A 26,674-nucleotide genomic window follows, 5' to 3' on the forward strand; every position below is an offset into this window, starting at 1 on the left:
ATGTGTGCGGGCCATGGTGCTGTTGACTGTTCACATGGCAACACGTGCGCGCGTCCGGGCCCCCGAGCTGATCGGCAAGGGCGGCTGGCTCAACACAGGCGACCAGCAGTACACCCTCGCTGACCTGCGAGGACGCGTTGTTATCCTGGATTTTTGGACCTTCTGCTGTGTGAACTGTCTCCATGTTCTCGATGAGCTGCGTGAACTGGAGGAGAAGCACCGCGACACCGTCGTGATCATCGGTGTGCACTCGCCGAAGTTCGTCCACGAGGCCGAGCACCAGGCAGTCGTCGACGCCGTCGAGCGGTACGAGGTCCACCACCCGGTCCTCGACGACCCGGAGCTGGCGACCTGGAAGCAGTACGCCGTACGCGCCTGGCCCACGCTCGTCGTCATCGACCCGGAGGGCTACATCGTCGCCCAGCACGCGGGCGAGGGCCATGCGCACGCCATCGAGAAGCTGGTCGAGGAGCTGGAGGCCGAGCACGGGGCTAAGGGCACGCTGCGCCGCGGCGACGGCCCGTACGTCGCGCCCGAGCCGGTCGCCACGCATCTGCGGTTCCCCGGCAAGGCCCTGCTCCTGCCGGACGGCGGCTTCCTCGTCTCCGACACCACCCGGCACCGCCTGGTCGAGATCGAACGTGACGGTGAAACGGTTCGCCGTCACGTCGGAACAGGGGACAGGGGGTTCACCGACGGCGGGCCCGACGAGGTCCGGTTCTCCGAGCCCCAGGGGCTCGCCGTGCTGCCCGACGGCCGGATCGCGGTCGCCGACACCGTCAACCACGCCCTTCGCGCCCTCGACCTCACCAGCGGGGTGACGACGACCCTCGCCGGCACCGGCCGTCAGTGGTGGCAGGGCTCACCGACGACGGGCCCGGCCCGCGAGGTCGACCTGTCCTCCCCGTGGGACGTCGCGTGGTTCGCGGACCGGCTGTGGATCGCCATGGCGGGCGTGCACCAGCTGTGGACGTACGACCCCGCGACGGGGACCGTGCGGGTCGCCGCGGGCACGACCAATGAGGGCCTGGTCGACGGGCCGGCCGACGAGGCCTGGTTCGCCCAGCCGTCCGGCCTCGCCTCGTCGGCCGACGGGGAGCGGCTGTGGGTCGCCGACTCGGAGACGTCCGCCCTGCGGTACGTCGAGCGGGACGGCATCGGCTTCGTCGTCCGTACGGCCGTCGGCACCGGCCTCTTCGACTTCGGACATCGCGACGGTGCCGCGGATCAGGCCCTGTTCCAGCATCCGCTGGGCGTGACCGCGCTGCCCGATGGGTCCGTCGCCGTGTGCGACACGTACAACCACGCGCTGCGGCGCTACGACCCCGCGAGCGGTGAGGTCACCACTCTGGCCACGGATCTGCGCGAGCCCAGCGACGCCGTGCTGGTGGAAGGCGATCTCGTCGTCGTCGAGTCCGCCCGGCACCGGCTGACCCGGCTGCGGCTCCCGGAGGAGGCCGTACGCGTCGCCGGCCAGGCACACCACACGCAGCGCGCGGCCACCGAGATCACCCCGGGCACGCTCCGGCTCGATGTGGTCTTCCAGGCCCCCGCCGGGCAGAAGCTGGACACCCGGTACGGTCCCTCGACCCGGCTGCTGGTCTCGGCGACCCCGCCCGAGCTGCTGGCGGAGGGCTCAGGTCCGGGCACCGATCTCTTCCGCGACCTGGTGCTGGCCGACGGCGTCACCGAGGGCGTCCTGCATGTGTCCGCGATGGCGGCGTCCTGTGACGACGACCCGGCGAACGAGTACCCGGCCTGCCATGTCCACCAACAGGACTGGGGCGTCCCCGTCCGTGTGACCACGGAGGGAACGCCCCGGCTGCCGCTGGTGCTGGCAGGGATGGACGAGCAGGCCTGACGGCGCGCGGAGCCCCGGACACGGAGGGCCTTCTGTGCCGGGTGTGGTGTGTGCGGCGGGGTAGGGGCCGCGTCCCGCGGGGCTCGTCGTACGGCCCGGCTCAGCGGGTCAGGAGGTGCCCGCCTGCTTCATGGAGCTCACCGCTTCGGCGACCGTGCTCCGGTACAGGCCGAGCTTCGGGTCGCGCACCTTCACATCGGGGCCGAGCTCGAAGTTCTGCGTCTCCGCGTTGGGCATGTGGTCGCCGTCGGCGAGCACGTTCATCTCGTCGATCCAGGTCAGGCCGTTCGCACCGCTCGGGTTGAGGTCGATCACGGCGATGGCGGCCGTCTTGGGCTTGACCGGGTACGCGGGTGCGCCGCCCAGGCCGCCGGGAACGGTCGGCCGGATGTCGGAGCTGTGGTCCGAGGCCTTCGCGGCGCCCAGGCTGACCCGCGGGAAGTAGCTCAGGCCGCAGGAGTTCGCGCCGACGTTGTTGACCTCGATCACCTGCTGGGTGGCCGAGCCCTCGCGGGGGTACACGCGCACCGACAGGTCCCCGCTCTTGCACGGGTGCTTGTAGGCGTAGCTGTCGCTGGTGTCGCCGCCCGTCCTGGCACTGCCGTTGGACGTGCCGGTCTTCGAGGTGCCCGTCTTCGTGGCTCCGGTGTTCTGCCCGGCACCGCCGGTCTTCGCGGTGCCCGTGGTCGTCGCGTCGGTGGCGTCCGTCGAGGCGGCAGCCGCTGCGGCGTCGCTCGCCGGGCCGGCGGACTTCGTACCGGAGTCGTCCCCACCGCAGGCGGTGAGGGCCAGGGCGAGCACTGCGGTGGTCGCGGCGGCGAGGACGGTGGTGCGGTTGCGGAGCGTACTCATGGAATTTCCCCCGAGTGTGACGGTGCGGCGGACGCCTGGTCATTGGCGAGCGCCCCTGACCTGCTGACATGTATGAGTCTGGGGTGCGCCGCTCATGTTCTGCTGGCGTCCCGCTGACGTCCCGCTGACGTCCGGGACCGGCGCTTTCACGTCACTGCTCGGGCGTGCGGCTCAGCCGTCGTCGGTGAGCCGTCGGACCGCCTCTTCGTGCCGTTTGCGGTACTCCATCCGTGCCGTGACGCGCAGCAGCGCATCGAGGGCCCGGACCGCGCCCTCGTCGTAACCGGCGGCTTCCGCCTCCCCGGCCGCCAGGTCCAGCAGCCGGATGCCGTCGTCCTCCTCGCCGAGTGCCAGCCGGGCCTCGCCGCTGACGGTCAGCAGCAGCACCCGGCGTGCTGCCTCCTCGTGCTCGGGCCCGAGGCCGAGCGCCGTCCGGGCGGAGTGGAGGGCGTCCTGCGGGCGGTTGTCGGTGAGCTGCATCCGGGCGAGGTGCTGCAGGGCGAGCATCTCGGTGTGCGCGTCGGATTCCTCGCGGGCCAGGCCGACGGCCCGTTCGCAGCCCTCCAGCGCCATGTCGAGCCCGCCCTGTTCGGCCTGGACGATGGCCAGGTTGATCAGCGCGGTCGCCTCGCCGAGCCGGTCTCCGGCCTGCCGGGCGAGGGCGGGCGAGCGCTCCAGCAGGGCGATGGCCTCGGCGTTCCTGCCCTCCTCGGTCAGCACCCAGCCCAGCAGATTGAGCACCCGCGACTCGGCGTACGGATCGTTCTCGGTGCGGGCGGAGTCCAGTGCCAGTTCCAGCAGCGGGGCCCAGCCGTCCCGGACCCGCCACACCACCTGCGGCCACTGCAGCAGGATGATCCGCCAGGCCCGGTCGTCGAGTCCGGCGGTCCGGGCCGCGATGGCGGCCAGGGCCAGATCGTCGCGTTCGGCGGCCAGCCAGCTCATCGCCGCCGCCCGGTCGGTGAAGTCCCTGACGGCGGCGCGGCGGTGGTAGCCGTCCGGCAGGACGAAGCAGGGCTCACCGCCGGGTTCGGCCGTGTCGGCGGCGGCGAGCGCGGTGGCTATGTAGTGGTCGAGGACGCCGACGAGGGCCTCGGGTCCGGACGCGGGGTCCAGGCCGCGGGCGTAGAGGCGGACCAGATCGTGCAGCACCCAGCGACCGGGTGCCGTCTCGGTGACGAGGTGGGCGGTGGCGAGCCGTTCCAGCGCCGTGGCGGCGGTGACCGGGTCCGTGTCGGCGAGTGCGGCGGCGGTGTGCGGGTCGAAGTGGCTGCCGGGGTGGTGGCCGAGCCGGGTGAACTGGTGGACGGCGTCCGGCGGAAGCTGCTGCACGGTCAGCCGCAGCGCGGCCGAGACACCGGTGTCGTCCACGTCGAGGTACGTCAGCCGGCTGCGTTCGTCGGCCAGTTCGTCGGCCAGTCCGGCCAGCGTCCGCTGCGGACGTCCCGCCAGCCGGGCCGCGGTGACGCGCAGGGCGAGCGGCAGTCCTCCGCAGAGCCCGGCGAGCCGGCGGGCGGCCACGGGTTCGGCGAGGACCCGTTCCTCGCCGAGCACACCGGCCAGCAGGGCCGTGCCGTCCTGCGGTTCGAGTACGTCGAGCGGGACGGGGCGGGCCGCGTCCGAGGCGATGAGACCCTCCAGCCGGTGCCGGCTGGTGACCAGCGTGATGCAGTCGGTGCCGCCCGGCAGCAGGGGCCTGACGGTGGCGGAGTCGCGGGCGTTGTCGAGGACGACGAGCAGCCGGCGCCGGTCGGTCAGGGACCGGAAGAGCGCGGCCGCGGCGGGCACGGACTCCGGGACGCGGCGCGGTGCGACGCCGAGCGCCAGCAGGAACTCGCGCAGGACCTCGATGAGCGCGGGCTCTCCGGTGTCGCTGAACCCGCGCAGATCGGCGAAGAGCCGTCCGTCCGGGAAGGCGGCGGGGTTGCGGTGAGCCCACTGCAGGGCCAGCGCGGTCTTTCCCACGCCGGCCGGTCCGGTGACCAGACAGACGGGTGCCTCGCCCGCCGCGGCCCGGGTGAGCGCGGCCAGTTCGGGGCCCCGGCCGTGGAAGCCGCGGGGTGCGCGGGGCAGCAGATCGGTGGGGTGCGGCTCACCGAAGAGCGGCGGCGGAGCCAGGGGACGGGGTGAAGGCGGCGGGCCGGGCGTGCTGTCCGTACGGGCTCCGGCTCCGGCTTTCGTACGGGCTCCGGCCCCGGCTCCGGCCCCGGCCCCGGCTTTCGTACCGGCACCGGCTCCGGCCCCGGCCCCGGCTTTCGTACCGGCACCGGCTCCGGCCCCGGCTTTCGTACCGGCACCGGCTCCGGCCCCGGCCCCGGCTTCCGTACCGGCTCCCGCCCCGGCTTCCGGCCGGGCGCCGGATCCTGCCCCGGCCCCTCTTCCCCCCGTACCGCTGCTCAAGTCCCCCGAGCGGTCGGCTGGTTCGGCGTGCTCGTCCGGGCCGGGCTCGCCGCGCAGGATCAGCGCGTACGCGTCGGCGAGTTCGTGTCCCGGGTCGATCCCCAGCTCATCGGCGAGCAGCCGCCGCGTGCGGTGGAACCAGTCCAGTGCCTCCGACTGACGCCCCGCCCGGTACAGCGCCGTCATCAGCGCCGCCGCCAGCGACTCCCGCATCGGATGGGCGACCGCTTCCGCCCGCAGCACCGACGCCGCCCGGCTGTGCTCCCCCAGCGCCGCATAGGCGCACGCCAGTTGCTCGACCGCGGCCAGCCGTGACTCCTCCAGGGAGTGCGCGGCGGCCTGGAGCGGCGGGCCGGCGAACGCGCCGGTGAGCGCCGGGCCCTGCCACAGGGACAGGGCCTCCTTGAGCATCAGCACGGCGTCGGCGGGGCTGCGCTGCTCCCGCGCCAGGACCAGCAGCTCCTCGAACCGTTGCGAGTCCAGCAGGGTCTCCGGCATCCGCAGCACATACGCGTCGCCGAGTGTGATCAGCTCCACCCCGTACGCCTCCGCGTCCGCGCCCACCAGGAGGGCGCGCAGCCGCGACACATGCCCCTGGATGACGCTGCGGGCATGCAGCGGCGGCTCGTCGTCCCACAGGGAGTCCGTCAACCGGCCGACGGATACGGGTGTGTTGGCGGACAGCAGCAACGCGGCCAGCAGGCTGCGGCGTTTGGCCGGGCCGAGCGGCAGCGGCCCGGTCCGGGTGTCGACGGAGACGGTGCCGAGCAGCCGGAACTCCACGTACGGGTTCCCTTCCGGGCGAGGTGCACCCGTGGTGGGGGCACGGGCAATGACCCAGGATATCGGGGGTGCCGTGGAGCCGGCGAAGGGTTGCCGCCCGGCCGGTGCTGCCGGAGCGCTCAGCCCGTCAGGAACGCCGCCACCGCGTTGGCCAGCAGGTACGGGTCGTCCGCGCCGCACAGTTCACGGGCGCTGTGCATCGACAGGATCGCGACGCCGATGTCCACGGTCTGAATGCCGTGCCGGGCGGCGGTGATCGGGCCGATCGTGGTGCCGCACGGCATCGAGTTGTTGGAGACGAACGTCTGCCACGGCACGTCCGCCTTCCGGCACGCCGCCGCGAACACGGCCCGGCCGCTGCCGTCGGTCGCGTACCGCATGTTGACGTTGACCTTGAGGATCGGTCCGCCGTTGACCACCGGGTGGTGGGTCGGGTCGTGGCGCTCGGCGTAGTTGGGGTGGATCGCGTGGCCGGTGTCGGAGGAGAGACAGACGGTCCCGGCGAAGGCCCGGGCGCGGTCCTCGTACGTACCGCCGCGGGCGAAGACGGAACGCTCCAGGACCGTGCCGAGCAGCGGTCCGTCGGCGCCGGTGTCGGACTGGGAGCCGTTCTCCTCGTGGTCGAAGGCGGCCATGACCGGGATGTACGGAAGCTCGGAGTCCGGCTGCCCGGCGACGGCGGCGAGCGCGACGGTCGCCGCGTGCACGGAGAGCAGGTTGTCCATCCGGGGCCCGGCCAGCAGCTCGCGGTCCCGGCCCAGGTAGGCGGGCGGCTCGACGGGGTGCGGCATCAGGTCCCAGCCGGTCACGTCCGCGGCGTCGACGCCCGCCTCCTCGGCGACGAACCGGATCAGGTCGCCCTCCTCGACGTCCCCGAGCCCCCAGATCGGCTGCATGTGCTTCTGCCGGTCGAGCTTCAGCCCGTCGGGGTTGGCCGACCGGTCCAGATGCACGGCCAGCTGCGGTACGCGCAGGAGCGGCCGGTCGATGTTCACCAGCCGGTGCGTGCCGTCGCGCAGCGAGATGCGGCCGGCGAGGCCGAGGTCACGGTCGAGCCAGGTGTTGAGGAGCGTCCCGCCGTAGATCTCCACGGCGACCTGCCGCCAGCCGTACGCCCCGGTGTCGGGCAGCGGCTTGACCCGAAGATTCGGCGAGTCGGTGTGCGCTCCGACGATCCGGTACGGGGTGTGCGCCGCGGCGCCCTCCGGCACGTACCAGGCGACGATCGCACCGCCGCGCAGGACGTACTTCCCGCCGCAGGTGCCGTCCCAGACGGCGGTCTCCTCGACCTGGCGGAATCCGGCCTTCTCCAGCCGCTCGGCCGCGGTGGCCACGGCGTGGTACGGGGAGGGGGAGGCCATCAGGAAGGCCATCAGGTCGTCGGTGTGACCGCGGTCGAAGCGGAGGGAGGAACTCATGTTCTTCACTGTAACGAGGCCGGACGGGCAGGTTTCACCGTCGTCCGCGGGCGGTACCGCGGGGTGTCCGCGAGGCCGGGGCGCGTGCGGGGAGGCCGGGCCTACAGCTGGTCGATGGCGGTCAGGTCGATGTCGATGTCGTACGGGGCGGAGAGCTTCAGCCGGTCGTGGTGGACACCGGTGGACGGGCCCGGCCGTGCACTCGGCGTACCCGGCTGATACGACAGCACCGCCGCCCGAAAGCATTTCGGGCGGCGGTGCGTGTTGACGGTTCCCTGCGGGGCGGAGCCTAGTTAGTTGTCGCCATGGACGTGGCGCCGATGGGCTCACACGCCATGGCCAGCCCCTCGCGATACCGACACCCCTCCGCCGTAGCATTGAAAGGGAGCAGGAATGTTGAAGGGAGCGGAAGTTGAAATGTCTAGCAAATGCGCCAAGCAACGCAGGCGAGCGGCCTGCGCCACCATAGTCGCCGCGCTGGCGACCGGCGCCCTCTTCGGCGGTGTCAGCCCAGCGCTGGCAAAGGCTGCCCCGATCCCAGCGCAGGCTGTGGTAGCGGTTCCGGTCATCCACGAGTACGTCGGACAAGGAGGTAATGGCTACGACGATGGCTACAAGGCTGGTTATCGCCTCGGCGTACAGCAAGGAAAGACCGACTATTACAGCGGGAAGTACACGCCCGTTCTGGCCCCCTCGGGGTATATGGACCAATACGACCTTGGAAAGTACCGCGGCCAGGTCGTGGGGTACGGTTTCGGTTACAACGAAGCAAAAGCATTGGGAAACGTCGGAATCTACGGAATGTCGCATGCTCTGGTGACTGCCCCGCCCTCGGCAACGACTACCGCGCCTGCGGCAGCTCCGCAGCAGGGTGGCGCACAGTCGACCGGGCCCTCCGCAGCGACTACCGCGCCTGCGGCAGCTCCGCAGCAGGGCGGCGCACAGTCGACCGGGTCCTCGGCATCGACCACCGCGCCCGCGACCGGGCCTGAAAGTGTTTCTGGGCCCCAGCAGAGTGGACCTTATTCACAGCTAACAAACGTTCCTGGAAACCCTCTAGCGTCTCCGCTCGGAAAGATTCCTGGAAGCCCTATAGCATCTCCACTGACAGAGTCCGGTGTACCGCAAACCACGCAGACCACCATCTCGCCTGGGGCCGCGTCAGTAGCCGCGGGAGTGCTAGGGCTTACTCCCGAACAGGCTGGCGCATGCGGCAGCTGTCAGTCCGGGGCTGCTCCATCAGACACGGGGGCTGCTCCATCAGACACGGGGACCGCTCCATCAGACACGGGGGCTGCTCCATCAGACACGGGGACCGCTCCATCAGACACGGGGACCGCTCCATAGCAGGCGCGGGAGCCGGTAAATCGAGCCTTAGTACTCCAGCAGGATTTCGCTGTCTGAGCTGGTCTTTCGCCGGGTGGCGGGAGTGTAGCGGGACTTCGGTCGTGCGGGGGCGGTCTCACGGCGACCGCCCTTCGATCGTGCGACAACGCCGCAGGTAGTGACAGCGGCGGGGCAGCCTCCAAGGGTGATCACCGAATCTGCCACCGCGCAGTGGGACCTGGAACTGGACGATCTCTTCCTGACCATCGGCCATCATTTCGGCCGTGTGGAGCTTCGCCGCCGCATGCGTGACTACGTGCATGGGCTGCTCGCCCCGGTGGCCCGCAAGAACAGCTGGCAGCTGGCCGAACAGGCCGGTCACGCCACCCCCGACGGCCTGCAGCACCTCCTCGCCGGTGCGAAGTGGGAATCCGATGACATCCGCGACGACCTGCAGGAATACGTCGCCGGCAAGCTCGGCGAGGCTGGCGGCGTCCTGATCATCGACGACACCGGCTTCGTCAAGAAGGGCATCACCTCCGCCGGGGTCCAGCGCCAGTACTCCGGAACCGCCGGCCGGACCGAGAACTGCCAGATCGGCGTCTTCGCCGCCTACGCCTCCGCCCGCGGCCGGGCCCTGGTCGACCGCGAGCTCTACCTCCCGAAATCCTGGACCGAGGACCGGGAACGCTGCCGCACCGCAAGGGTCCCCGACGAGCGGGAGTTCGCCACCAAGGGCGAACTGGCCCGGCACATGGTGCTGCGGGCTCTCGCCTCGCCGCTGCCCATTACCTGGGTCACCGCGGATTTTGCCTACGGTCAGGACAACCGCTTCCGCCGGCTGCTGGAACAGTCGGGCGTCGGCTACGTGCTGGCCGTCCCCACGTCTCAATTCAGCGTGGGCTGTTCACGGATCGATGTTCTGTTCGCGCAGGCACCGGACGAGGCGTGGGAGAAGATCTCATGCGGCGACGGCGCGAAGGGACCCCGCATCTACCACTGGGCAGCGGTGCGGCTGCCGGCCGTCGCCGAGTTCGACTACCAGGGCGAGGTGCCTCACCGGATGCGGTGGGCACTGGCCCGTCGCAGCATCAGCAAGCCAGACGAGATCGCCTACCACCTCGCCTACGCACCCCTGCAGACCACGGTTCAGGAGCTGGTGCGGGTCGCCGGGGCACGCTGGGCGATCGAGGAGTGCTTCCAGGCCGCGAAGAACGAGTGCGGCCTGGACCAGTACGAGGTCCGCCGCTACGTGGGCTGGTACCGGCACATCACCCTGGCCATGCTCGCGCACGCCTTCCTGGCCGCCACGGCGCACCAGCCCCCGGAAAAAGGGGCGGAACCGGTGAGACAGCCGGGGGCATCGGGCTCACAGTGGCGGAGGTTCGGCGACTCCTGGCAGCTTGTCGGCCCCGGCCCCCGCACCTGAGCGGACACCGAGGGCTACACCACGCGCTGAGCTGGTCGAACTGGCGCCGCCGACGCCAAGCCGTCGCCCGCCGCTGTCACTACCTGCGGCGTTGTCGCACGATCGAAGGGCGGTCGCCGTGAGACCGCCCCCGCACGACCGAAGTCCCGCTACACTCCCGCCACCCGGCGAAAGACCAGCTCAGACAGCGAAATCCTGCTGGAGTACTAGAACGCCGCCTCGTCCAGCTCCATCAGCGAGTTGTCGACGGACTCGGCGAGCGCCCGCTCGGTGGAGACGCCCGGCAGGACGTTCGCGGCGAAGAACTTCGCGGCGGCGATCTTGCCCCGGTAGAAGGCGACATCCTTCGCGGCGGCGGCCGGCAGCTTCTCGGCCGCGACGGCCGCGCCCTTGAGCAGCAGGTAGCCGACGACGACATCGCCGGAGGCCATCAGCAGGCGGGTGGTGTTGAGGCCCACCTTGTAGATGTTCTTGACGTCCTCGCCGGTCGCGGTCAGGTCGGTGATCATCGTGCCGACGATCGCCTCCAGGTCCACGGCGGCCTTGGCGAGCGAGTCCAGCGCACCGGACAGCTCCTCGTTGCCCTGGGCGCCCGCGAGGAACTTCTTGATCTCCTCGGAGAGCGCGTTGAGCGAGGCGCCCTGGTCACGGACGATCTTCCGGAAGAAGAAGTCCTGGCCCTGGATCGCCGTCGTGCCCTCGTACAGCGTGTCGATCTTGGCGTCACGGATGTACTGCTCGATCGGGTACTCCTGGAGGTACCCGGAGCCGCCGAACGTCTGGAGCGACTGCGCCAGCTGCTCGTACGACTTCTCGGAGCCGTAGCCCTTCACGATCGGGAGCAGCAGGTCGTTGAGGCCGTGCAGTGCCTTGGCGTCCTCGCCCGCGGCCTCCTTCTCCTGGATCGCGTCCTGGACGGAGGCGGTGTACAGCACGAGGGAGCGCATGCCCTCCGCGTACGCCTTCTGCGTCATGAGGGAGCGGCGCACGTCGGGGTGGTGCGTGATGGTGACCTTGGGGGCGGCCTTGTCCATGAACTGCGACAGGTCGGTGCCCTGGACGCGCTCCTTGGCGTACTCCAGCGCGTTCAGGTAGCCGGTCGACAGGGTCGCGATGGCCTTCGTGCCGACCATCATGCGGGCGAACTCGATGATGCGGAACATCTGGCGGATGCCGTCGTGCTTGTCGCCGATCAGCCAGCCCTTGGCGGGGTGCCGGTCGCCGAACGTCATCTCGCAGGTGTTGGAGGCCTTGAGGCCCATCTTGTGCTCGACGTTCGTCGCGTACACGCCGTTGCGCTCGCCCAGCTCGCCGGTGGTCCAGTCGAAGTGGAACTTCGGGACCATGAAGAGCGAGAGGCCCTTGGTGCCGGGTCCGGCGCCCTCGGGGCGGGCCAGGACGTAGTGGATGATGTTCTCGGACATGTCGTGCTCGCCCGAGGTGATGAAGCGCTTCACACCCTCGATGTGCCAGGAGCCGTCCTCCTGCTCGACGGCCTTCGTACGGCCCGCGCCGACGTCCGAACCGGCGTCCGGCTCGGTCAGCACCATCGTCGAGCCCCACTGCCTCTCGACGGCGATCTCGGCGATCTTCTTCTGCGCCTCGTTGCCCTCGTCGAAGAGGATGCCGGCGAACGCCGGGCCGGAGGAGTACATCCAGACGGCCGGGTTCGAGCCGAGCAGCAGCTCCGCGTAGCCCCAGATCAGGGAGCGCGGGGAGGTGGTGCCGCCGATCTCCTCGGGCAGGCCCAGACGCCAGTACTCGGAGTCCATGAACGCCTGGTACGACTTCTTGAAGGTCTCCGGGACCGGTGCGGTGTTGGTCTCCGGGTCGAAGACCGGCGGGTTGCGGTCGGCGTCGGCGAAGGAGTCGGCCAGCTCGTTCTCCGCGAGGCGGGCGACCTCGTCGAGGATGCTCTTCGCCGTCTCGACGTCCATCTCGGCGAACGGGCCGGTGCCGTACGTCTTGTCGCGCCCGAGGACCTCGAAGAGGTTGAACTCGATGTCGCGGAGATTCGACTTGTAGTGCCCCATGGGAAGGCTCCGTAATCAATAGCAGTGGCGTGCAGCACCCCGGGAAAGGGCGTGGGCCGGGTGGGCGACGAGCTGGCGGTGCGCATATCAGCTGACCTCTACGATGATGCTACCCGCCAGTAATAAGACGCAACCCCTCAAGGGCCTGATGTGTCCGATTACTCTTTGCGGCATGTACGGCTACGACCAGAACCCCGGCGCACAGCAGCAGATGGGTGGCGGCTACGGCGAGCAGCCGCTGTATCCCGAGCCCTCGCCGCCGTCCCTGGGGGACGCGGTACGGGCCTTCACGACCGGCTCGCTGTCCGCCGAGGACTTCCAGCAGATCTTCGCGACGTCGAAGGTCTACTGCCCGCGCGGCGACAACCCCGGGTTCCTCGCGCTGCACAACACCCAGCAGCCGGTGATCCCGATGTTCACCACGCTCAAGGAGCTGCGGCTGTACGCGGGCAAGGAGTCCAAGTACTTCGTGATCACCGGGGCCGAGGTGATCGACCTGCTGCCGACCGGCTACGGCTTCGTCCTCGACATGGAGGGCGAGCACCGCATGGTCTTCGACGCCAAGGCCGTGGAGCAGATGGTCGACTTCGCGATGCGCCGTATGTACGGCTGACGTCCGGTCTTCGTCCGAGAAGGGGCCCGTACTGCCAGGTACGGGCCCCTTCTCGTCGTGGTGGCGGGGTGCGGGAATGAATGCCGCCTTGCGGGATGTTCACCATTCAACTAAATTGGGCTCAGGACAATCCCGGAGGTGGCTCCCATGCCCGCAGTGACCGTCGAAAACCCGCTGACCCTGCCCAAAGTCGCCGCCCCGGGCGACGCCACGGCCCGACCCGTGCTCGCCGTCACCACGGCGCCGAGCGGATTCGAGGGCGAAGGCTTCCCGGTTCGCCGCGCGTTCGCCGGGATCAACTACAAGCACCTCGACCCGTTCATCATGATGGACCAGATGGGTGAGGTGGAGTACGCGGCCGGAGAGCCGAAGGGCACCCCCTGGCACCCGCACCGCGGCTTCGAGACCGTCACGTACCTGATCGACGGAACCTTCGTCCACCAGGACTCCAACGGTGGCGGCGGCACCATCCGCAACGGCGACACCCAGTGGATGACCGCCGGATCCGGCCTCCTCCACATCGAGGCGCCGCCGGAGTCCCTCGTGATGTCGGGCGGCCTCTTCCACGGCCTCCAGCTCTGGGTGAACCTGCCCAAGGCCGACAAGATGATGGCCCCCCGCTACCAGGACATCCGCGGCGGCCAGGTCCAGCTCCTCGCCTCCCCGGACGGCGGCGCGCTGCTCCGCGTCATCGCCGGTGAGCTCGACGGGCACGAGGGCCCCGGCATCACGCACACCCCGATCACGATGATCCACGCCACCGTCCGCCCCGGCGCCGAGGTGACCCTGCCCTGGCGCGAGGACTTCAACGGACTCGCGTACGTCCTCGCCGGGCGCGGCACCGTCGGCGCGGAGCACCGCCCCGTCCACATGGGGCAGACCGCGGTCTTCGGCGCCGGTTCCTCGCTGACCGTCCGCGCGGACGAGAAGCAGGACGGCAACACCCCGGACCTGGAGGTCGTCCTGCTCGGCGGCCGTCCGATCCGCGAGCCGATGGCGCACTACGGACCGTTCGTGATGAACAGCCAGGCCGAACTGAAGCAGGCCTTCGAGGACTTCCAGGCCGGCCGTCTCGGTACGGTGCCCGCGGTCCACGGAATGTGACACTCGGCGCCGGAGTGTGACGTTCCGTAACCCGTACGGCTGCACGGGCGGGACATCACACCCGCGCCGTGATCGGGTGGGAGGGTGCAGACCCCCAAGCCCCTCCTGCCCGACGGCGCGCGGCGTGCGGCCGCCTGGTGCGCTGTTGTTCTCCTCGTCACCGGGGTCGCCGCGGTCGCCGTCTGGCTGTGCGTCGTCTTCAAGACCGCGGTCACACCCGTGCTGCTCGCGCTGCTCGGTACGGCGCTGCTCGGACCGGTGCACCGCCGGCTGACCGGCCGCGGAATGAACCGTTCGATGGCCGCGGGGCTCACCTGCGTCCTGCTCGTCGCGGTGGTCGGCGGCGCCGGTTACATCGTCGTCACCGCGCTCGTCGACACCGGCGACCAGATCGTCCGCTCGCTGAAGGACGCCGGGCAGTGGGTCGTCGACCACTTCGGGATCAGCAAGCGGACCAATGTGAACGACCTCGCCGCGAACGCCCAGAAACTCTTCCAGAGGTTCGGCGCGAGCGCGGCGGGCGGGCTCCTCTCCGGGATCAGCCTGATCGGCTCGCTGATCGCGACCAGCGTCCTCGCCCTCCTGCTGACCTTCTTCTTCCTGCGCGATTCCGACAAGGCCGCGGGCCTCGCCCACTCGATCGCCCCGCGCGGTACCGGGGACCTGGTCGAGGCCATGGGGCGGCGGGCCTTCGAAGCCGTGCAGGGCTTCATGCGCGGCACCACGTTCATCGCGCTGATCGACGCGGTGTGCATCACCGTGGGCCTGCTGATCCTGAGGGTGCCGGGCGCGGTGGGGCTCGGTGCGCTGGTCTTCGTCGGCGCCTACATCCCCTACCTCGGGGCGTTCATCTCCGGCGCGGTCGCGGTGCTTGTCGCGCTCGCCGACCGGGGGGTCGTGATCGCGCTCTGGGCGCTGGGGGTCGTGCTCGCCGTACAGGTGCTGGAGGGCCACGTGCTGCAGCCGCTGATCCAGAGCCGTACGGTCCAGATGCACCCGGCCACCATCATGATCGCGATCACCGCGGGCGCCAGTGTGGCGGGCCTGCTGGGCATGCTGCTTGCGGTGCCGGCCTGCGCGGCGGCCTTCGGCATCCTCGGCGAACTGCGCGGCAGACGGGGCGGGAGTTCCAGCCCCTCCGGCGGCTGAGGGCGGAAACCGCCCATCGGGAGGCCCCGGCCTCGGCGGCCCGGCTCAGCCCCCGGCCCCGACCTCGGCGGCCCGGCTCAGCTCCCGGGCCCGACCCCGGCGGCCCGGCTCAGCCCCCGGGCCGCCTCCGCGTCGAGTGTGACGGTCCCGGCTGCGTTGTCCCGGCGCCACAGACCGGTCGCGGTCGCGGCCAGGACGTCCTCGGTGTGTATTGCCCCACTTCAAGGAGATCTGTTCCGCGAACGGCACCGAGGACGGCGGCCCGGACCCCTCCAGGCACGGTCCGTCGCCCCTCCGCCCGGTGCCGGATGATCTTGAAATGTCAATGTCAATGATTTGGTGCGGGTGCGGGCGGTAGCCTGGGGAGGCTGAATCCACCCCGAACCGCGAAGACTGGATGAACGAGAATGCATCGGTACAGGTCCCACACCTGCGGCGAGCTCCGCGCCTCTGACGTCGGCACCGACGTCCGGCTGAGCGGCTGGCTGCACAATCGCCGAGACCTGGGCGGCATCCTCTTCATCGATCTGCGCGACCACTACGGTCTGGTGCAGCTCGTCGCCCGTCCCGGCACCCCCGGCAACGAGGCCCTGGCGAAGCTCACCAAGGAGACCGTCGTACGGATCGACGGCAAGGTCTCCGCGCGCGGCGCCGACAACGTGAACCCGGAGCTCCCGACCGGCGAGATCGAGATCGAGGTCACCGAGGTCGAGGTGCTGGGCGAGGCCGCCCCGCTGCCCTTCACGATCAACATCGAGGACGGGGTCAACGAGGAGCGGCGCCTGGAGTACCGCTTCCTCGACCTGCGCCGCGAACGCATGCACCGCAACATCATGCTGCGCTCGGCCGTCATCGCCTCCATCCGCTCCAAGATGGTGGCCCTCGGCTTCAACGAGATGGCGACCCCCATCCTCACCGCGACGTCCCCCGAGGGCGCCCGTGACTTCGTCGTCCCGTCCCGCCTGAACCCGGGCAAGTTCTACGCCCTGCCCCAGGCCCCGCAGCAGTTCAAGCAGCTGCTGATGATCTCCGGCTTCGACCGCTACTTCCAGATCGCGCCGTGCTTCCGCGACGAGGACGCCCGCGCCGACCGTTCGCCCGGCGAGTTCTACCAGCTCGACGTCGAGCTGTCGTTCGTCGAGCAGGAGGACGTCTTCCGGCCGATCGAGAAGCTGATGACCGAGCTCTTCGAGGAGTTCGGCAACGGCCGCCACGTCACCTCGCCGTTCCCGCGCATCCCGTTCCGCGAGGCGATGCTGAAGTACGGCAACGACAAGCCGGACCTGCGCGCCCAGCTGGAACTGGTCGACATCTCCGACATCTTCGCCGACTCGGAGTTCAAGGCCTTCGCCGGCAAGCACGTCCGCGCCCTCCCGGTCCCGGACACCGCCGGCCAGTCCCGGAAGTTCTTCGACGGCCTCGGCGACTACGCCGTCCAGCACGGCGCCAAGGGCCTGGCCTGGGTCCGCGTCGGCGAGGACGGCGGCCTCACCGGCCCGATCGCCAAGTTCCTCACCGAGACCGACATCAAGACCCTCACCGAGCGTCTGTCCCTCGTCCCCGGCCACGCGGTCTTCTTCGGCGCGGGCGAGTTCGACGAGGTCTCGAAGGTCATGTCCGCCGTCCGCGTCGAGGCCGCCAAGCGCGCCGGCCACTTCGAGGAGGGCGTCTTCCGGTTCTGCTGGGTCGTCGACTTCCCGATGTACGAGAAGGACGAGGACACCGGGAAGATCGACTTCTCCCACAACCCCTTCTCGATGCCCCAGGGAGGCATGAAGGACCTGGAGGAGAAGGACCCCCTCGACATCCTCGCCTGGCAGTACGACATCGTCTGCAACGGCATCGAGCTGTCCTCCGGCGCCATCCGCAACCACGAGCCCGACGTGATGCTCAAGGCCTTCGAGATCGCCGGCTACGACCGCGAGACCGTCGAGCACGAGTTCGCGGGCATGCTCCGCGCCTTCCGCCTCGGCGCCCCGCCGCACGGCGGCATCGCCCCGGGCGTCGACCGCATCGTGATGCTCCTGGCCGACGAGCCCAACATCCGCGAAACGATCGCCTTCCCGCTCAACGGCAACGCCCAGGACCTGATGATGGGCGCCCCGACGGAGCTGGACGAGTCCCGCCTGCGCGAGCTGAACATCCAGCTCCGCAAGCCGGCGGCATCGGCGAAGGACAAGGCGGAGAAGTAGCAGCCGCCCGTTTCCTCCTCCTGGAGGCTCTTCTCCTCGTTCCACGTGAAACATCCCCCGGCCGGGTCGGCCGGGGGATGTTCGCCGTTTCCGGCGGGTGTACGGGGGCGTAGGTGGCAGCGGACTCGTAAACCGTCGGCCACGGTTTCGGCGGGCGGTCCAGCGCCTTGCCGCCGTCGGCACCCGTCGGCGCGGGCAGACCGCCACGGACGAACTCGGCGATCCCTGGTATCACCCGGTGCGGCACAGCCAGTTCCATAAGCGCAGCTCAGCTCTCAAGGTCAGCGACCCCGGGCGGCCACGGAAGCTGCCCCATCCGTGTCGGCGTCCGCGAAGAGGAGGGTGGGTTCGGCCAGGATGTCGCGGCCGGCTTCGCTCTTGTAGATCTCATCCACGCTGCCGAACCGGGCTTCGGAGTAGTCGAGTTCGAGCAGTGCGGCTGCCTGTCGGACCGATGCTTCATCAGGACCTTCGATCTCGACGAAGGCGGGGAGGTCCGGCCACGTGTCGAAGTCGAAGGCGACCTCGCCGAGGCGCCACTCCTCGCGGTAGTTCTCCTGATACCGGACCTCGCGCATGCCGAGGCTGCGGAGGATCTCGGCCATGGCGTGCAGGTCCGTGACCTCGGTTTCGATCTCGGTGGTGCCGTCGATCGTGGTGGCGTCCGTGACCTGCTTGAGTGTCAGCGTCGATCGGGTGCCCTCGTCGCGCAGCCGCACCCAGGCACCTCCTTCGAGGGCGTCGTTCTCGAAGATCTTGCGGGTGAGAAGGGTGCGCGGGAACGCTTGGGCGGCGCCCAGGGTAGTCAGCTTGGCCTGAAGGCCGGCGACGTCGATGGCGAGGAACTTGGCCTCGTACTCGTGCTTCATGGGCTTTTCCTTTGCGTTACGAGGAGGTGCGGGCCGCGAGGAGCAGGCCCATCCGGTGGGTGTGGTCCTGGAGCTGGCCGATGTGGGCTCGCTCGGCGAACTCATTCGTTCGCAGGGTCAGCAGAACGTCCCAGTCGCCGATGAAGTGACGCCTGAGCTTCTCGGGGGACGTGTAGTGCTCGATCAGGTGCTGGCGCTGGGTTACAGGCATCATGAACTCAGCGCCGAACAGACCGTCCTGGCGTACGGACGACTGCATGCGGGTGATGAACTCGGCGAGCGGGCGATGGTGGTTGGCACTGTAATGCCACGAGCAGCTCGTCCAGATGGCGTCGCAGGGCATGTCCAGAGGCTCCCATCGAAGGAAGTCCTCCTCCACGACCTGCACTCGGTCGTATAGCGATTCGAGCTTGAGCCGGTCGATGAGGCCCATCGCGTGGGCCCGGTTTTCACCCGGGAGCGTGACCTCACCACCGTGGAGAGCAAGACGGTCGCGTTCTACGGCGATCACTCGGTAGCCGGCGGCGGCCAGCGGCAGGATGAACTTGCCGTCACTCGCGCCGATAACCGCGACAGTGGCGTCAGGAGTGGCACGCTCCTTCAGCGCGGCGAGGAACTGGGGAAAGAAGGTGAGCGTGTGCTCCCACAGGCTCTGCGTTTGCACGGTGGTGGGCTCCTTGCGTGTCGGTGGCGAGGATCGCCTGGAGGACCTCGGCGGGGTCCAGGCGCGTGGTGTCCACGCGGTGCATCGGGAACTGGGCATAGGCGTCGGTAACCCGGTCGCCAGAGCCCTCGACGAGGGTGTCCCAGCGGGAGACCGGCTTGGTCCGCTCAGCGAGCCGACGCTGGCGCTCGTCTTCGTCGCACATCAGTTGGTAGGTCACGGGCTGCGGCAGGTCGGGCGGCAGACTTACCCCAAGACGGGCACCGAGAGCGCGGTGGGTGGTGAGGCAGCGAGCGAAGTAGCTCTCCACGACGACCGGGGTACCCGAGGACAGGTGGCGCCGTATCTCATCGGCCGCGGTGAACAGCGCGGACAGGTAGAAGCACATCCGGGCCTCGGTATTCCCCCGCAGGTCCACCTCGCGCCGCAGAGGCTGGTAGAAGAGCGGCACGGTCGAGACCAGAACAGCTTCACGGGCTGCTGCCAGCATCGGTGCGATGGTCGACTTGCCGGTGCCGCGAAGTCCTTCGAGGCTCTCGAACAGCGGGGCGTCAGACACGGCCGTACACGACGTCCGGTACCGCGAGCGTGAGTTCGTCGGTGGCGGATGGCCGGTGGCCGATGTGGTCAGCGAGCTTGTCGTACCAGAAAGCGTGGGAGTCCTTGCCGACGGCCTTGCAGGACATGGTGAGTGCGCCGCGCGGGTCGGCCTCGATCCGATCGATCTGTGTCAGGCCACCTGCAGGAGCGCAAATCTCCGGGGCGCCGTTCTCGGACAAGTCCTCGTCGGCGATCACTTCGATGGTCAGGTCGGCGGTCTGGAGCTGTTCACGTAGGCGGATGTAGGCGGCGGAGTCGGTGACGAGGAGCTCGGGGTGATCTGCTGCGTTGCCGACCGGCCGGAGGCAGTGAAGCTTCAACTGCTCTGCCCCGTAGTTCTGGAGGGTGCGGGCAAGCGGGACCACCTCGCCGATGTTGCGAGAGGTGACCGTCAGGGTCGCACCGGTGCGGACACCGAGTCCCCGGGCGATGTCGAGTGCGCTCAGCGCACTCTGGTAGCTCCCGAACTTGCGGACGTGGTCGTTGGTCGAGCCGATGCCCTCCAGCGATACCCGCAGCAGGTCCAGGTGGGGGGCGATCTCGGTGAGCCGACGCTCGATCCGATAGCCGTTGGTGCAGATCTCGACCTGCATGCCCAGTTCCTGCTTGGCGTACCGGACGACGTAGGCAAGGTCCTTGTAGACGAACGGCTCGCCGCCCAGCAGGGTGACAGCCTCGGTGCCGTACTGGGCGTGCATGAGTGTGAGGAGGTTGATGGCCTCGTCCGCAGCGAAGGCATCGGCGTGCTTGAGCCTCTTGCCATGGAAGCAGTGCAGACACTCGAAGTTGCAGCGGTACAACAGCTGCAGGTACAGCATCCGGATCCTGCGGATCCCGGTGACTTCCCCGATCACGTGGGTCTCCTTGGGCAGTTGCCTGGTGGGAGACCTGATGCTGGCGGAACGAGTACGGACAGCATCACCGCGTATCCGGACGCCCCGGGGACGTCCTGGGACGTTTTCAGTGCACCGAGAAGGTCTCCAGAATCCCGAGAACGCGCGCGGTGTCCATCAGATTCGGTAGCACTACCTGCGCGCCAGCAGCGGCCAGCTCTTCGGCGCTGTGGACGCCAGAGGCGACCGCGATGATCCCTGAGCCGGTGGCAAGCGCAGCCTCGACATCCCTCGGGGTATCCCCCACGAGTACGACAGGCACGTCATCCCGCACGCCTCGGAGGCGTTGGGCACGCTCCCGGGCAACAGCGACCAAGCCCGGACGCTGGAGAGCGTCAGCCCCGTAGGCGCCAACAGACAAATCCAGTAGGGGGTCCAGACCGAAGGCCGATACCTTCACGCGGGCGTTGGCCGCGATATTGCCAGTCAGAACCGAGGACACCCAGGCATCGTGTACCGAGGCCGCCTTCAAGACGTCACGCACGCCGGGAAGGGCCGTTCCTCGCTGGCTGAGATCGTGGAGGCGCTCCTCCCCTGCGCCTGTAAGAGCCGCCTCGACAGCAGCCCAGTCCGGCTCGGCAAGACCGTTCCGCTGGAACATGTCGTGCATGATCAGGCGATCTGTACGGCCCTCTGTCCGCGCCGGTTCGGCCGGACCGGTTCCCGCCAGCGCCGTAAAGGCGGCGGCGTAGATCTCCTTGCTGACCCCTGCATTCTCGATGAGCGTGTGGTCGATGTCCCACAGGACGATGAGCTCCATACGGCCAGCGTAGGTACCGGGGGGCGGAGCCTCCGGCTCTGAGGAACGTCCCATAACGTCCTTGCCCGCTCCTGGCCGCTTCGACTTGTATGGCGGCTGTGAACGAGCGACTGCACTCCGTACTCGCCCAACGCGGCGTCTCGCCAGAATCACTCGCTGAAGTCTGCGAGGTAGACCCCAAGACCGTCGGTCGGTGGCTCGGAGGGCGCGTTCCCCATGCGCACCACAGATTCCGCGCCGCCCAGCACTTGCGTGTGGAGGAGTTGTTCCTTTGGCCGGCTCCAGTGCCGAGTGCCGGACAGCCCACTTCCGGGTCAGGCTTGGAGCTGGTCGGGACCTACCAGAACCGGGCCAGTGTTCCGCGGGACATGTGGCTCTCGCTGCTGAAGGGAGCCCAGGAGCAGATCAGTGTCCTCGTCTTCTCCGGCACGTTTTTCGCCCAGTCCAACCCCCACGTCGCCAAGATGCTTGCCGAGCGGGCGGCGGACGGGGTGCAAGTACGGCTCTGCTTCGGTGAGTCGAGCGGCCGAGCTGTGGCTATCCGCGGCCGCGAAGAGGGCATCGGCGACACGCTTGCCGCCAAGATCCGCGCCTCCCTGACCTACTACCGGCCCTTATTGTCCGAGGCGGGCTGTGAGGTCAGGCTGCACGACACCACGCTTTACACCTCCCTGTTCCGCTACGACAACGACCTACTGGTCAACCCGCATGTCTGGGGACAGCCGGCCAGTGCCAACCCTCTGCTGCATCTCAAGCGAGTTGACGCTGCAGGGTGGTTCGACAACTACGCTCAGAGTTTCGAAGCTGTCTGGGCCACCGCTGGGCCCTGGACGCCAAACCAGGAGGGGCCCTCGTCACATGGGCAGGACTGAGTTCTACAACGATCCCAAGGCCCCCAAGGCAAACACGCTCATTCCCGCCAATAACCTGCTCGTCGTCGACGATAGCGGCGCCATCCTGCTCCAGCGCCGTCGAGACACCGGCCAATGGGCCCTGCCTGGTGGCGCCCAGGACATTGGCGAGACGGCGGCACAGTGCGCGGTGCGCGAGTGCCTCGAAGAGACCGGCATCATTGCGGAGATCACAGGCTTTTTGGGGGTCTATACGAACCCCAACCACATCGTGGCCTACACCGACGGTGAGATCCGCCAGCAGTACGAGAACACGTACATCGGCCGCCCAGTGGGCGGCGAGCCCACCATCAACGACGAAGCTGACGGCGTCCGCTACATCCAGCCATCCGACCTTGACCAGTACGACATCCACCCCAGCATGCGCCAGCAGATCGGCGACTACCTCGCCGGCACGTACCCCTACCTGGGCTGATCCGCCAACGCCGTGTCCACCCGCCCCACAGCCGCAAGGACGTCCGGCGCCGCCCGACGGATGAACCGGCCCACCAGGCTGTCAGAACCGTATCGGACGGTGATCTCAGCCAGTCGAGCCTCGACAGAGGTGACCTTGCCATCCGGCGTTGTCGTCATATCGCAGTAGATCAGGGCGTCCACAAGCCGCTGGTCGTCGAGCAGCGGAAACTCGACTTCCAGCACGTCCCGCAGCCCGCGCTCCTCAGCTTCCAGTAACGCCAACGAATGGTTTGCCACCAAGCGAACCAGCCGGTCATCCGCAGCATGTATGTCACGAAGGAACCGAGCGCCATCCAGCGGATGAAAGCCGGTCATAGCCAGCCGCGGAGCGTAGCCCACATCGTGCAAAAGAGCCGCAGAGGCCAGGAGCTCCGCGTTGCCTCGCAGAACCGCTGCCACTTCGGCCGCGCGCTGCGCGACCCCCTGCGAGTGTGCCCACCGAAGGGGAAGCGGGTCACTCAACTCTGCCTCGGCTACCGCGTACGCCCACTTCGCCATTGCACCGTTCATGAGTTGGTCCGTGCCCAGGTACAGCCCGGCGCAGTCTCAGGCACACAGATCAACGTGTCATCCCTTACCTCGGCTGAGCGCGGAGTGGGACACTGGGCGGGATGAGGTGGTAGGTGTTGGTGCCCATGCCGGGCAGCGTCACCATTCGTGCCGGAATCCTGATGACTTCCTCAGTTCAGGGATGTGGCCGAGGCCGACTTCGAGGAAGTCGATCACAGCGGCGGTGTTGCTTGAGCGCCACCCTTGGCGGATAAGCCGGTCCAGGGTGGGCAGCCGCGGTCGCCGATCTGATAACTGATGTTAGGCAGAGGCAAGTTCGCACCAGACGAACTTGCCGGAGTCGCCGTTGCTGCTGAGCTGATACCAGCCCCAGCTGTCAGTGCAGTTGCGGACGAGGTCGAGGCCGCGCCCGTCTTCGGCTTCTGCGGATGCGGACAGCGGTGGCGCCGGTGGGGTGGGGTCCGCGTCCCAGACGCCGATGCGTAGTACGCGGCCCGCCCAGCGAAGACGTAACGCGGCCGGGCCCTTGGTGTGGCGTACCGCGTTGCCGACGAGTTCGGTTGCGACGAGTTCGGCGGTTTCGGAGAGGGGGAGTAGGCCGTGCAGGGTAAGGATCAGGCGCAGGGTGCGGCGGGAGACCGTGACCGCGCGGGGGTCGTGGGGGATGTAGAGCGTGTATTCCCAGGGGGCGTCGGTGCTCATGGGTGAGTTCGGCATACGGGAACTCCGTTTGGTGCGTAAGGGGGTGTGGGGCGCGGCGGTCTGTGGGCGGTGGCATGTCGCACCCGTCATGGCATGGCGGGGCGGTGCGCTTCCGGGCTCCCGGCGTCTCGCAGCGTGTGCGGCACGTCACTGACGGTAGGGGTAAAGCTTTCCCCCGGTCAAGCGTGACTGTGATACTCATACGGTCAACTCGCCTGAATGGGAGGCAACATGCCCGGTAGAAGCGTCATCACGGCACGCCAAGAACGGTTGGGGGCCGAGCTGCGCAAGCTTCGGGAGCGGGCAGGTCTGACCGGCCGTGATGCCGCAAGGGCCATGGGCGTGGCCGAAAGCAAAATGTCCAGCATGGAGGCGGGCCGGGCCGGTGTCAGTGCTGAACGAGTGCGCCACCTGGCCAGCCAATACGCGTGCGAGGACGCTGCACTGATCGATGCTCTGGCACGCATGGCTGTCGAGCGCGTACGCGGATGGTGGGAGGAATACCGGGAACGGGTGCCCTCCGGGTACCTGGACCTGGCCGAGCTTGAGCACCATGCCGCCTGGGTGAAGAACTTCGAGACCGTGCATGTGCCGGGGCTGCTACAGACGGAGCAGCAGGTCCGGGCCATCTTTGCCGCGACAGTGCCGGCGCTGTCCGAGGAGGAATTGGCGGTGCGGGTGAGGTTCCGGCTGAGGCGGCAGGAGGCCCTTGCCGAGGGGCAGATGGGCCACTACGAAGCGGTGATTCATGAAGCCGCTCTGCGGATCAGGGTTGCTGACGTCGAGGTCGCACGAGGCCAGCTTCTACACATCCTGGACCAGTCCGAGCTGCCGCACGTGACGGTACGGGTCATTCCTTTCGACCTGGACGGGTTCGCAGGAATAGGTGATCCCCTGGTGTACGCGGGTGGGCCTGTGCCATCGCTCGACACCGTTCTCATGGACACCCCGCACGGCGGCGCCTTTCTGGACGCACAGGCGCAGCTCCGCCGGTACCGCGAGGTCGTGCGCAAGCTGGAGGCGGTCTCACTGGGCGCCATAGAGTCGAGGGACTTCATCCATCGCCTTGTGCGGAGCATGTGAAAGGTCTCGTCATGACAAAGGGCGTCGTGTGGCAGAAGTCCTCGTTCTCCGGCGGGGGCGACTCGGCCAACTGCGTCGAGCTCGCCGCCGCCGGAGACCGGATACGGCTCCGCGAGGGCGATGATCCCGGTACGGAGCTGGTGGTCACGTCCGTGGCGTTCGCCGGGTTCGTCCGGGATGTGAAGGGCGGGCGGCTCGGCCGGGTGTGACGGCCGCGGCCTCACATCACAGCAACGCACAGCCCGCACACACGCCCCTCGTGGGTGCTGGGGTCAGCCGGACGCGGACTTCGACGGGCCGACGCCGTCGGACGGCATACCCGTCTCGGCCGGCGTCTTTCCGCTCTGGTCCTGCTTCGGCGCCGGCAGAATGGTGAGGTGCCACTCCCCGCCATCGCGGGTGATTGTGAGACTCTCGTTGTAGTCGGCGTCCTTGCTGTCCTTGGCGGTGATTTTCGCGGACCCGACATCGGGGCCCAGATCGTAGTTGATCCGGATGTCGTCGATCTTGAGGCCGCGGCCGCCCTTTTCCTTGATGACTTTCTCGGCATCCCGCTCAGCGGCCGGGCCGGTTGCCCCGTCCAGCTTCAACAGGGCGTCCGTGTCACGTTCGTTGAGCGCGGTGATGTACGCCTCGACCGTCTCGCGGTCACTGCTCGCCCTCGGCTCGGAGTCGCCGCTGTCGCACCCGGCCAGGCCGAGCAGCGCGGCGAGGGTGACGCCGGCGAAGTAGCGCCTGTTCATGTGTCCCTCACAGGTGGTTCAGCCTGGATGCCAGGCAGGGGTCTTCAGGTCCGGTGTGCGTACCAGGCAGCGTTCGGGTGGTCGGCGAGCAGCTTTCGGAGGCTCTTGTTGTGGGTGTTCCCCGTGTGATAGGTGAGGTACGGGGTGCCTTTGTAGAGCTTGGTGACGACCATGGTGTGATCGATGATGTTGTCGTTCCGAGGCTTCCAGTTCGCCTGGAGCACATCGGCGGAAGCGAGCTTCCAGACATTGTTGAGGGACTTGGTCCGTTTGGAGTGCTTCACCGCGAACCAGTACCAGTTCTCGGCACCCGCCCACGTGTAGCTGGTGGTCCAAGTGTGGCTTGCATAGAACCACTTCTTGTTGTCCTTGCGGCTGGCGTAGCTGCCGGAGGTTGCCTTCCAGCCGCCGGCCCGCATCACCTGCGAGACGAAGTTCGTGCAGTCGTTCCCGTAGGTGCGAAAGTCGTCGCTCGGCGTCTTCCAGTACTTGTTGGCGTAGCGCACCATGGCGCTGTAGTTGTACGAAGTGGTTGCGGAAACCTTGACATCAGGGGTGGCCTTTGGATCAACCGAGCCGCTGGGCAGTTCGGTCGTCGCGGAGGCCGTGCCCTTGTCGCCTTCGTTCTCCGAGTCCGGAGCCGGGGCGTCGACAGGTTCGGCGATCTGAGTGCTCGGCACGGGCCCGCCATCGAGCTCGGCCTTGTCCGCTGCGAGCAGCCATGCGCCGGACGCGTCCCGCGTGAACGTCAGTATGTGGGGGACTGAGTACTCCTCGTACTCCGGCGCCCCGTCGGCCACCTCGGCTGCGGTGAACGGCAGATGGAGGCGGCCGTCCTCGGTGATGTGCGAGGTCGTGGTGTCCCCGTTGGTCGTCGTGTCGAGCACGGTCACGTCGACCTCGGCGTACGTATAGCCTCCGTCGACCTTCTTGTAGACGTTGCCCTTTCGGGCCAGTGCGGCAAGGTCATTCTGTAGTTCGGCCCTCATCGGCCCCGTGGCCGCGGACAGGACGTCAGCCGAACGCAACCGTGCCGGGTTCGTCGTCACCGCGTCGGCCCGCTGCTGCAGGTAGCGCTCGGCCAGCTGAGAGAGTTGGCCTGAATTCGGCGTCGTCGAAGGTTGGTCCGCAGAATCCGCTGACGCGGCGGTGCCGGCGGACAGTAGCGCTGTGGCTAATGCCGAGACGATGATGCGTCTGTGCAATGCGCGCATGCGCATGTTTCCCCCAAGAGCTTGATGACTGGTCGCGGTCAAAGATGTCTTGGCATGAGAAAACGTTCACTGTGCGAAACGGTCCTGTCCGAAATCGATTCTGAAGTCG

General features: G+C 68.5%; 24 protein-coding genes. 10 read left to right on the forward strand and 14 right to left on the reverse strand.

Annotated elements, in window-relative coordinates:
- Positions 1-34 precede the first annotated feature (34 nt).
- On the forward strand, positions 35-1,861 hold the full coding sequence (locus tag ACFVV1_RS05230; RefSeq protein ID WP_389984681.1) for an NHL domain-containing thioredoxin family protein: 1,827 nt from the start codon (positions 35-37) through the stop codon (positions 1,859-1,861).
- 108 nt (positions 1,862-1,969) lie between these two features.
- Here the strand turns inward: ACFVV1_RS05230 and ACFVV1_RS05235 are convergent, their stop codons facing one another.
- From ACFVV1_RS05235 to ACFVV1_RS05250, 4 genes are all read right to left on the reverse strand, one after another.
- Positions 1,970-2,713, reverse strand: coding sequence for a DUF4232 domain-containing protein (locus ACFVV1_RS05235; protein ID WP_389984684.1), 744 nt, complete (start codon positions 2,711-2,713; stop codon positions 1,970-1,972).
- Between the two features lie 171 nt (positions 2,714-2,884).
- Positions 2,885-5,896, reverse strand: coding sequence for a BTAD domain-containing putative transcriptional regulator (locus ACFVV1_RS05240; RefSeq protein WP_389984687.1), 3,012 nt, complete (start codon positions 5,894-5,896; stop codon positions 2,885-2,887).
- A gap of 119 nt (positions 5,897-6,015) precedes the next feature.
- Entirely contained in the window at positions 6,016-7,314 is a 1,299-nt protein-coding gene (locus ACFVV1_RS05245) for a M18 family aminopeptidase (RefSeq protein ID WP_389984690.1), read from the reverse strand.
- A 101-nt stretch (positions 7,315-7,415) separates the two neighbouring features.
- Complete coding sequence (locus tag ACFVV1_RS05250) at positions 7,416-7,544, reverse strand: hypothetical protein (RefSeq protein ID WP_389984692.1); 129 nt, start codon at positions 7,542-7,544, stop codon at positions 7,416-7,418.
- A 1,301-nt stretch (positions 7,545-8,845) separates the two neighbouring features.
- Between ACFVV1_RS05250 and ACFVV1_RS05255 the strand changes: the two genes are divergently transcribed.
- Entirely contained in the window at positions 8,846-10,069 is a 1,224-nt protein-coding gene (locus ACFVV1_RS05255) for an IS701 family transposase (protein ID WP_389984695.1), read from the forward strand.
- Between the two features lie 206 nt (positions 10,070-10,275).
- On the opposite strand, the gene ACFVV1_RS05260 is transcribed toward ACFVV1_RS05255, so the two are convergent.
- On the reverse strand, positions 10,276-12,102 hold the full coding sequence (locus ACFVV1_RS05260) for an acyl-CoA dehydrogenase (RefSeq protein WP_389984698.1): 1,827 nt from the start codon (positions 12,100-12,102) through the stop codon (positions 10,276-10,278).
- Positions 12,103-12,274: 172 nt separating this feature from the next.
- On the opposite strand from ACFVV1_RS05260, the gene ACFVV1_RS05265 reads away from it, so the two are divergent.
- The 4 genes from ACFVV1_RS05265 (at position 12,275) to aspS (ending at position 17,160) form a co-directional block, all read left to right on the forward strand.
- The gene (locus ACFVV1_RS05265) at positions 12,275-12,715 is read left to right on the forward strand and encodes an SseB family protein (RefSeq protein WP_072487501.1); all 441 of its coding nucleotides are present in this window, start codon (positions 12,275-12,277) and stop codon (positions 12,713-12,715) included.
- 147 nt (positions 12,716-12,862) lie between these two features.
- A complete protein-coding gene (locus ACFVV1_RS05270; RefSeq protein ID WP_389984701.1) occupies positions 12,863-13,819 on the forward strand; it encodes a pirin family protein in 957 nt (318 codons plus the stop codon).
- Between the two features lie 84 nt (positions 13,820-13,903).
- Positions 13,904-14,968 carry an AI-2E family transporter gene (locus ACFVV1_RS05275; protein WP_389984704.1) on the forward strand — a complete coding sequence of 355 codons (1,065 nt, stop codon included), beginning with the start codon at positions 13,904-13,906 and terminating at the stop codon, positions 14,966-14,968.
- Positions 14,969-15,375: 407 nt separating this feature from the next.
- Positions 15,376-17,160, forward strand: coding sequence for an aspartate--tRNA ligase (gene aspS / locus ACFVV1_RS05280; RefSeq protein WP_389984707.1), 1,785 nt, complete (start codon positions 15,376-15,378; stop codon positions 17,158-17,160).
- Positions 17,161-17,441: 281 nt separating this feature from the next.
- Here aspS and ACFVV1_RS05285 read toward each other — a convergent pair whose 3' ends face one another.
- The 5 genes from ACFVV1_RS05285 to ACFVV1_RS05305 form a co-directional block, all read right to left on the reverse strand.
- Entirely contained in the window at positions 17,442-18,029 is a 588-nt protein-coding gene (locus ACFVV1_RS05285; protein WP_389984710.1) for a class IV adenylate cyclase, read from the reverse strand.
- Positions 18,030-18,045: 16 nt separating this feature from the next.
- Positions 18,046-18,693: an SAM-dependent methyltransferase gene (locus ACFVV1_RS05290; RefSeq protein ID WP_389984713.1), complete on the reverse strand. Its 648-nt coding sequence runs from the start codon at positions 18,691-18,693 to the stop codon at positions 18,046-18,048.
- Positions 18,611-19,252, reverse strand: coding sequence for a hypothetical protein (locus tag ACFVV1_RS05295; RefSeq protein ID WP_389984716.1), 642 nt, complete (start codon positions 19,250-19,252; stop codon positions 18,611-18,613). Before ACFVV1_RS05295 ends, ACFVV1_RS05290 begins: the two co-directional genes overlap by 83 nt.
- On the reverse strand, positions 19,245-20,147 hold the full coding sequence (locus ACFVV1_RS05300; RefSeq protein ID WP_389984718.1) for a radical SAM protein: 903 nt from the start codon (positions 20,145-20,147) through the stop codon (positions 19,245-19,247). The genes ACFVV1_RS05295 and ACFVV1_RS05300 overlap by 8 nt, the downstream gene beginning before the upstream one ends.
- A gap of 106 nt (positions 20,148-20,253) precedes the next feature.
- A complete protein-coding gene (locus ACFVV1_RS05305) occupies positions 20,254-20,946 on the reverse strand; it encodes an HAD family hydrolase (RefSeq protein WP_389984721.1) in 693 nt (230 codons plus the stop codon).
- A gap of 98 nt (positions 20,947-21,044) precedes the next feature.
- Here ACFVV1_RS05305 and ACFVV1_RS05310 point away from each other — a divergent pair, with 98 nt between their 5' ends.
- Together ACFVV1_RS05310 and ACFVV1_RS05315 are read left to right on the forward strand one after the other, a co-directional pair.
- Entirely contained in the window at positions 21,045-21,818 is a 774-nt protein-coding gene (locus ACFVV1_RS05310) for a helix-turn-helix domain-containing protein (protein WP_389984724.1), read from the forward strand.
- Complete coding sequence (locus tag ACFVV1_RS05315) at positions 21,805-22,272, forward strand: NUDIX hydrolase (RefSeq protein ID WP_389984727.1); 468 nt, start codon at positions 21,805-21,807, stop codon at positions 22,270-22,272. Before ACFVV1_RS05310 ends, ACFVV1_RS05315 begins: the two co-directional genes overlap by 14 nt.
- On the opposite strand, the gene ACFVV1_RS05320 is transcribed toward ACFVV1_RS05315, so the two are convergent.
- On the reverse strand, positions 22,260-22,841 hold the full coding sequence (locus ACFVV1_RS05320; RefSeq protein ID WP_389985156.1) for an HD domain-containing protein: 582 nt from the start codon (positions 22,839-22,841) through the stop codon (positions 22,260-22,262). The genes ACFVV1_RS05315 and ACFVV1_RS05320 overlap by 13 nt on opposite strands.
- 282 nt (positions 22,842-23,123) lie before the next feature.
- On the reverse strand, positions 23,124-23,540 hold the full coding sequence (locus tag ACFVV1_RS05325) for an ATP-binding protein (protein WP_389984730.1): 417 nt from the start codon (positions 23,538-23,540) through the stop codon (positions 23,124-23,126).
- Positions 23,541-23,744: 204 nt separating this feature from the next.
- Here ACFVV1_RS05325 and ACFVV1_RS05330 point away from each other — a divergent pair, with 204 nt between their 5' ends.
- Together ACFVV1_RS05330 and ACFVV1_RS05335 are read left to right on the forward strand one after the other, a co-directional pair.
- The gene (locus ACFVV1_RS05330) at positions 23,745-24,608 is read left to right on the forward strand and encodes a helix-turn-helix domain-containing protein (RefSeq protein ID WP_389984733.1); all 864 of its coding nucleotides are present in this window, start codon (positions 23,745-23,747) and stop codon (positions 24,606-24,608) included.
- An 11-nt stretch (positions 24,609-24,619) separates the two neighbouring features.
- Positions 24,620-24,817, forward strand: a complete 198-nt coding sequence (locus ACFVV1_RS05335; protein WP_389984736.1) for a DUF397 domain-containing protein — start codon at positions 24,620-24,622, stop codon at positions 24,815-24,817.
- Between the two features lie 63 nt (positions 24,818-24,880).
- Here ACFVV1_RS05335 and ACFVV1_RS05340 read toward each other — a convergent pair whose 3' ends face one another.
- Both ACFVV1_RS05340 and ACFVV1_RS05345 read right to left on the reverse strand, forming a co-directional pair.
- Positions 24,881-25,351, reverse strand: coding sequence for a hypothetical protein (locus ACFVV1_RS05340; protein WP_389984739.1), 471 nt, complete (start codon positions 25,349-25,351; stop codon positions 24,881-24,883).
- A 44-nt stretch (positions 25,352-25,395) separates the two neighbouring features.
- Positions 25,396-26,340 carry an amidase domain-containing protein gene (locus tag ACFVV1_RS05345; RefSeq protein ID WP_389984742.1) on the reverse strand — a complete coding sequence of 315 codons (945 nt, stop codon included), beginning with the start codon at positions 26,338-26,340 and terminating at the stop codon, positions 25,396-25,398.
- Positions 26,341-26,674: the final 334 nt, after the last annotated feature.

This window comes from Streptomyces sp. NPDC058092 (genome assembly GCF_042884935.1).
GTDB lineage: Bacteria > Actinomycetota > Actinomycetes > Streptomycetales > Streptomycetaceae > Streptomyces.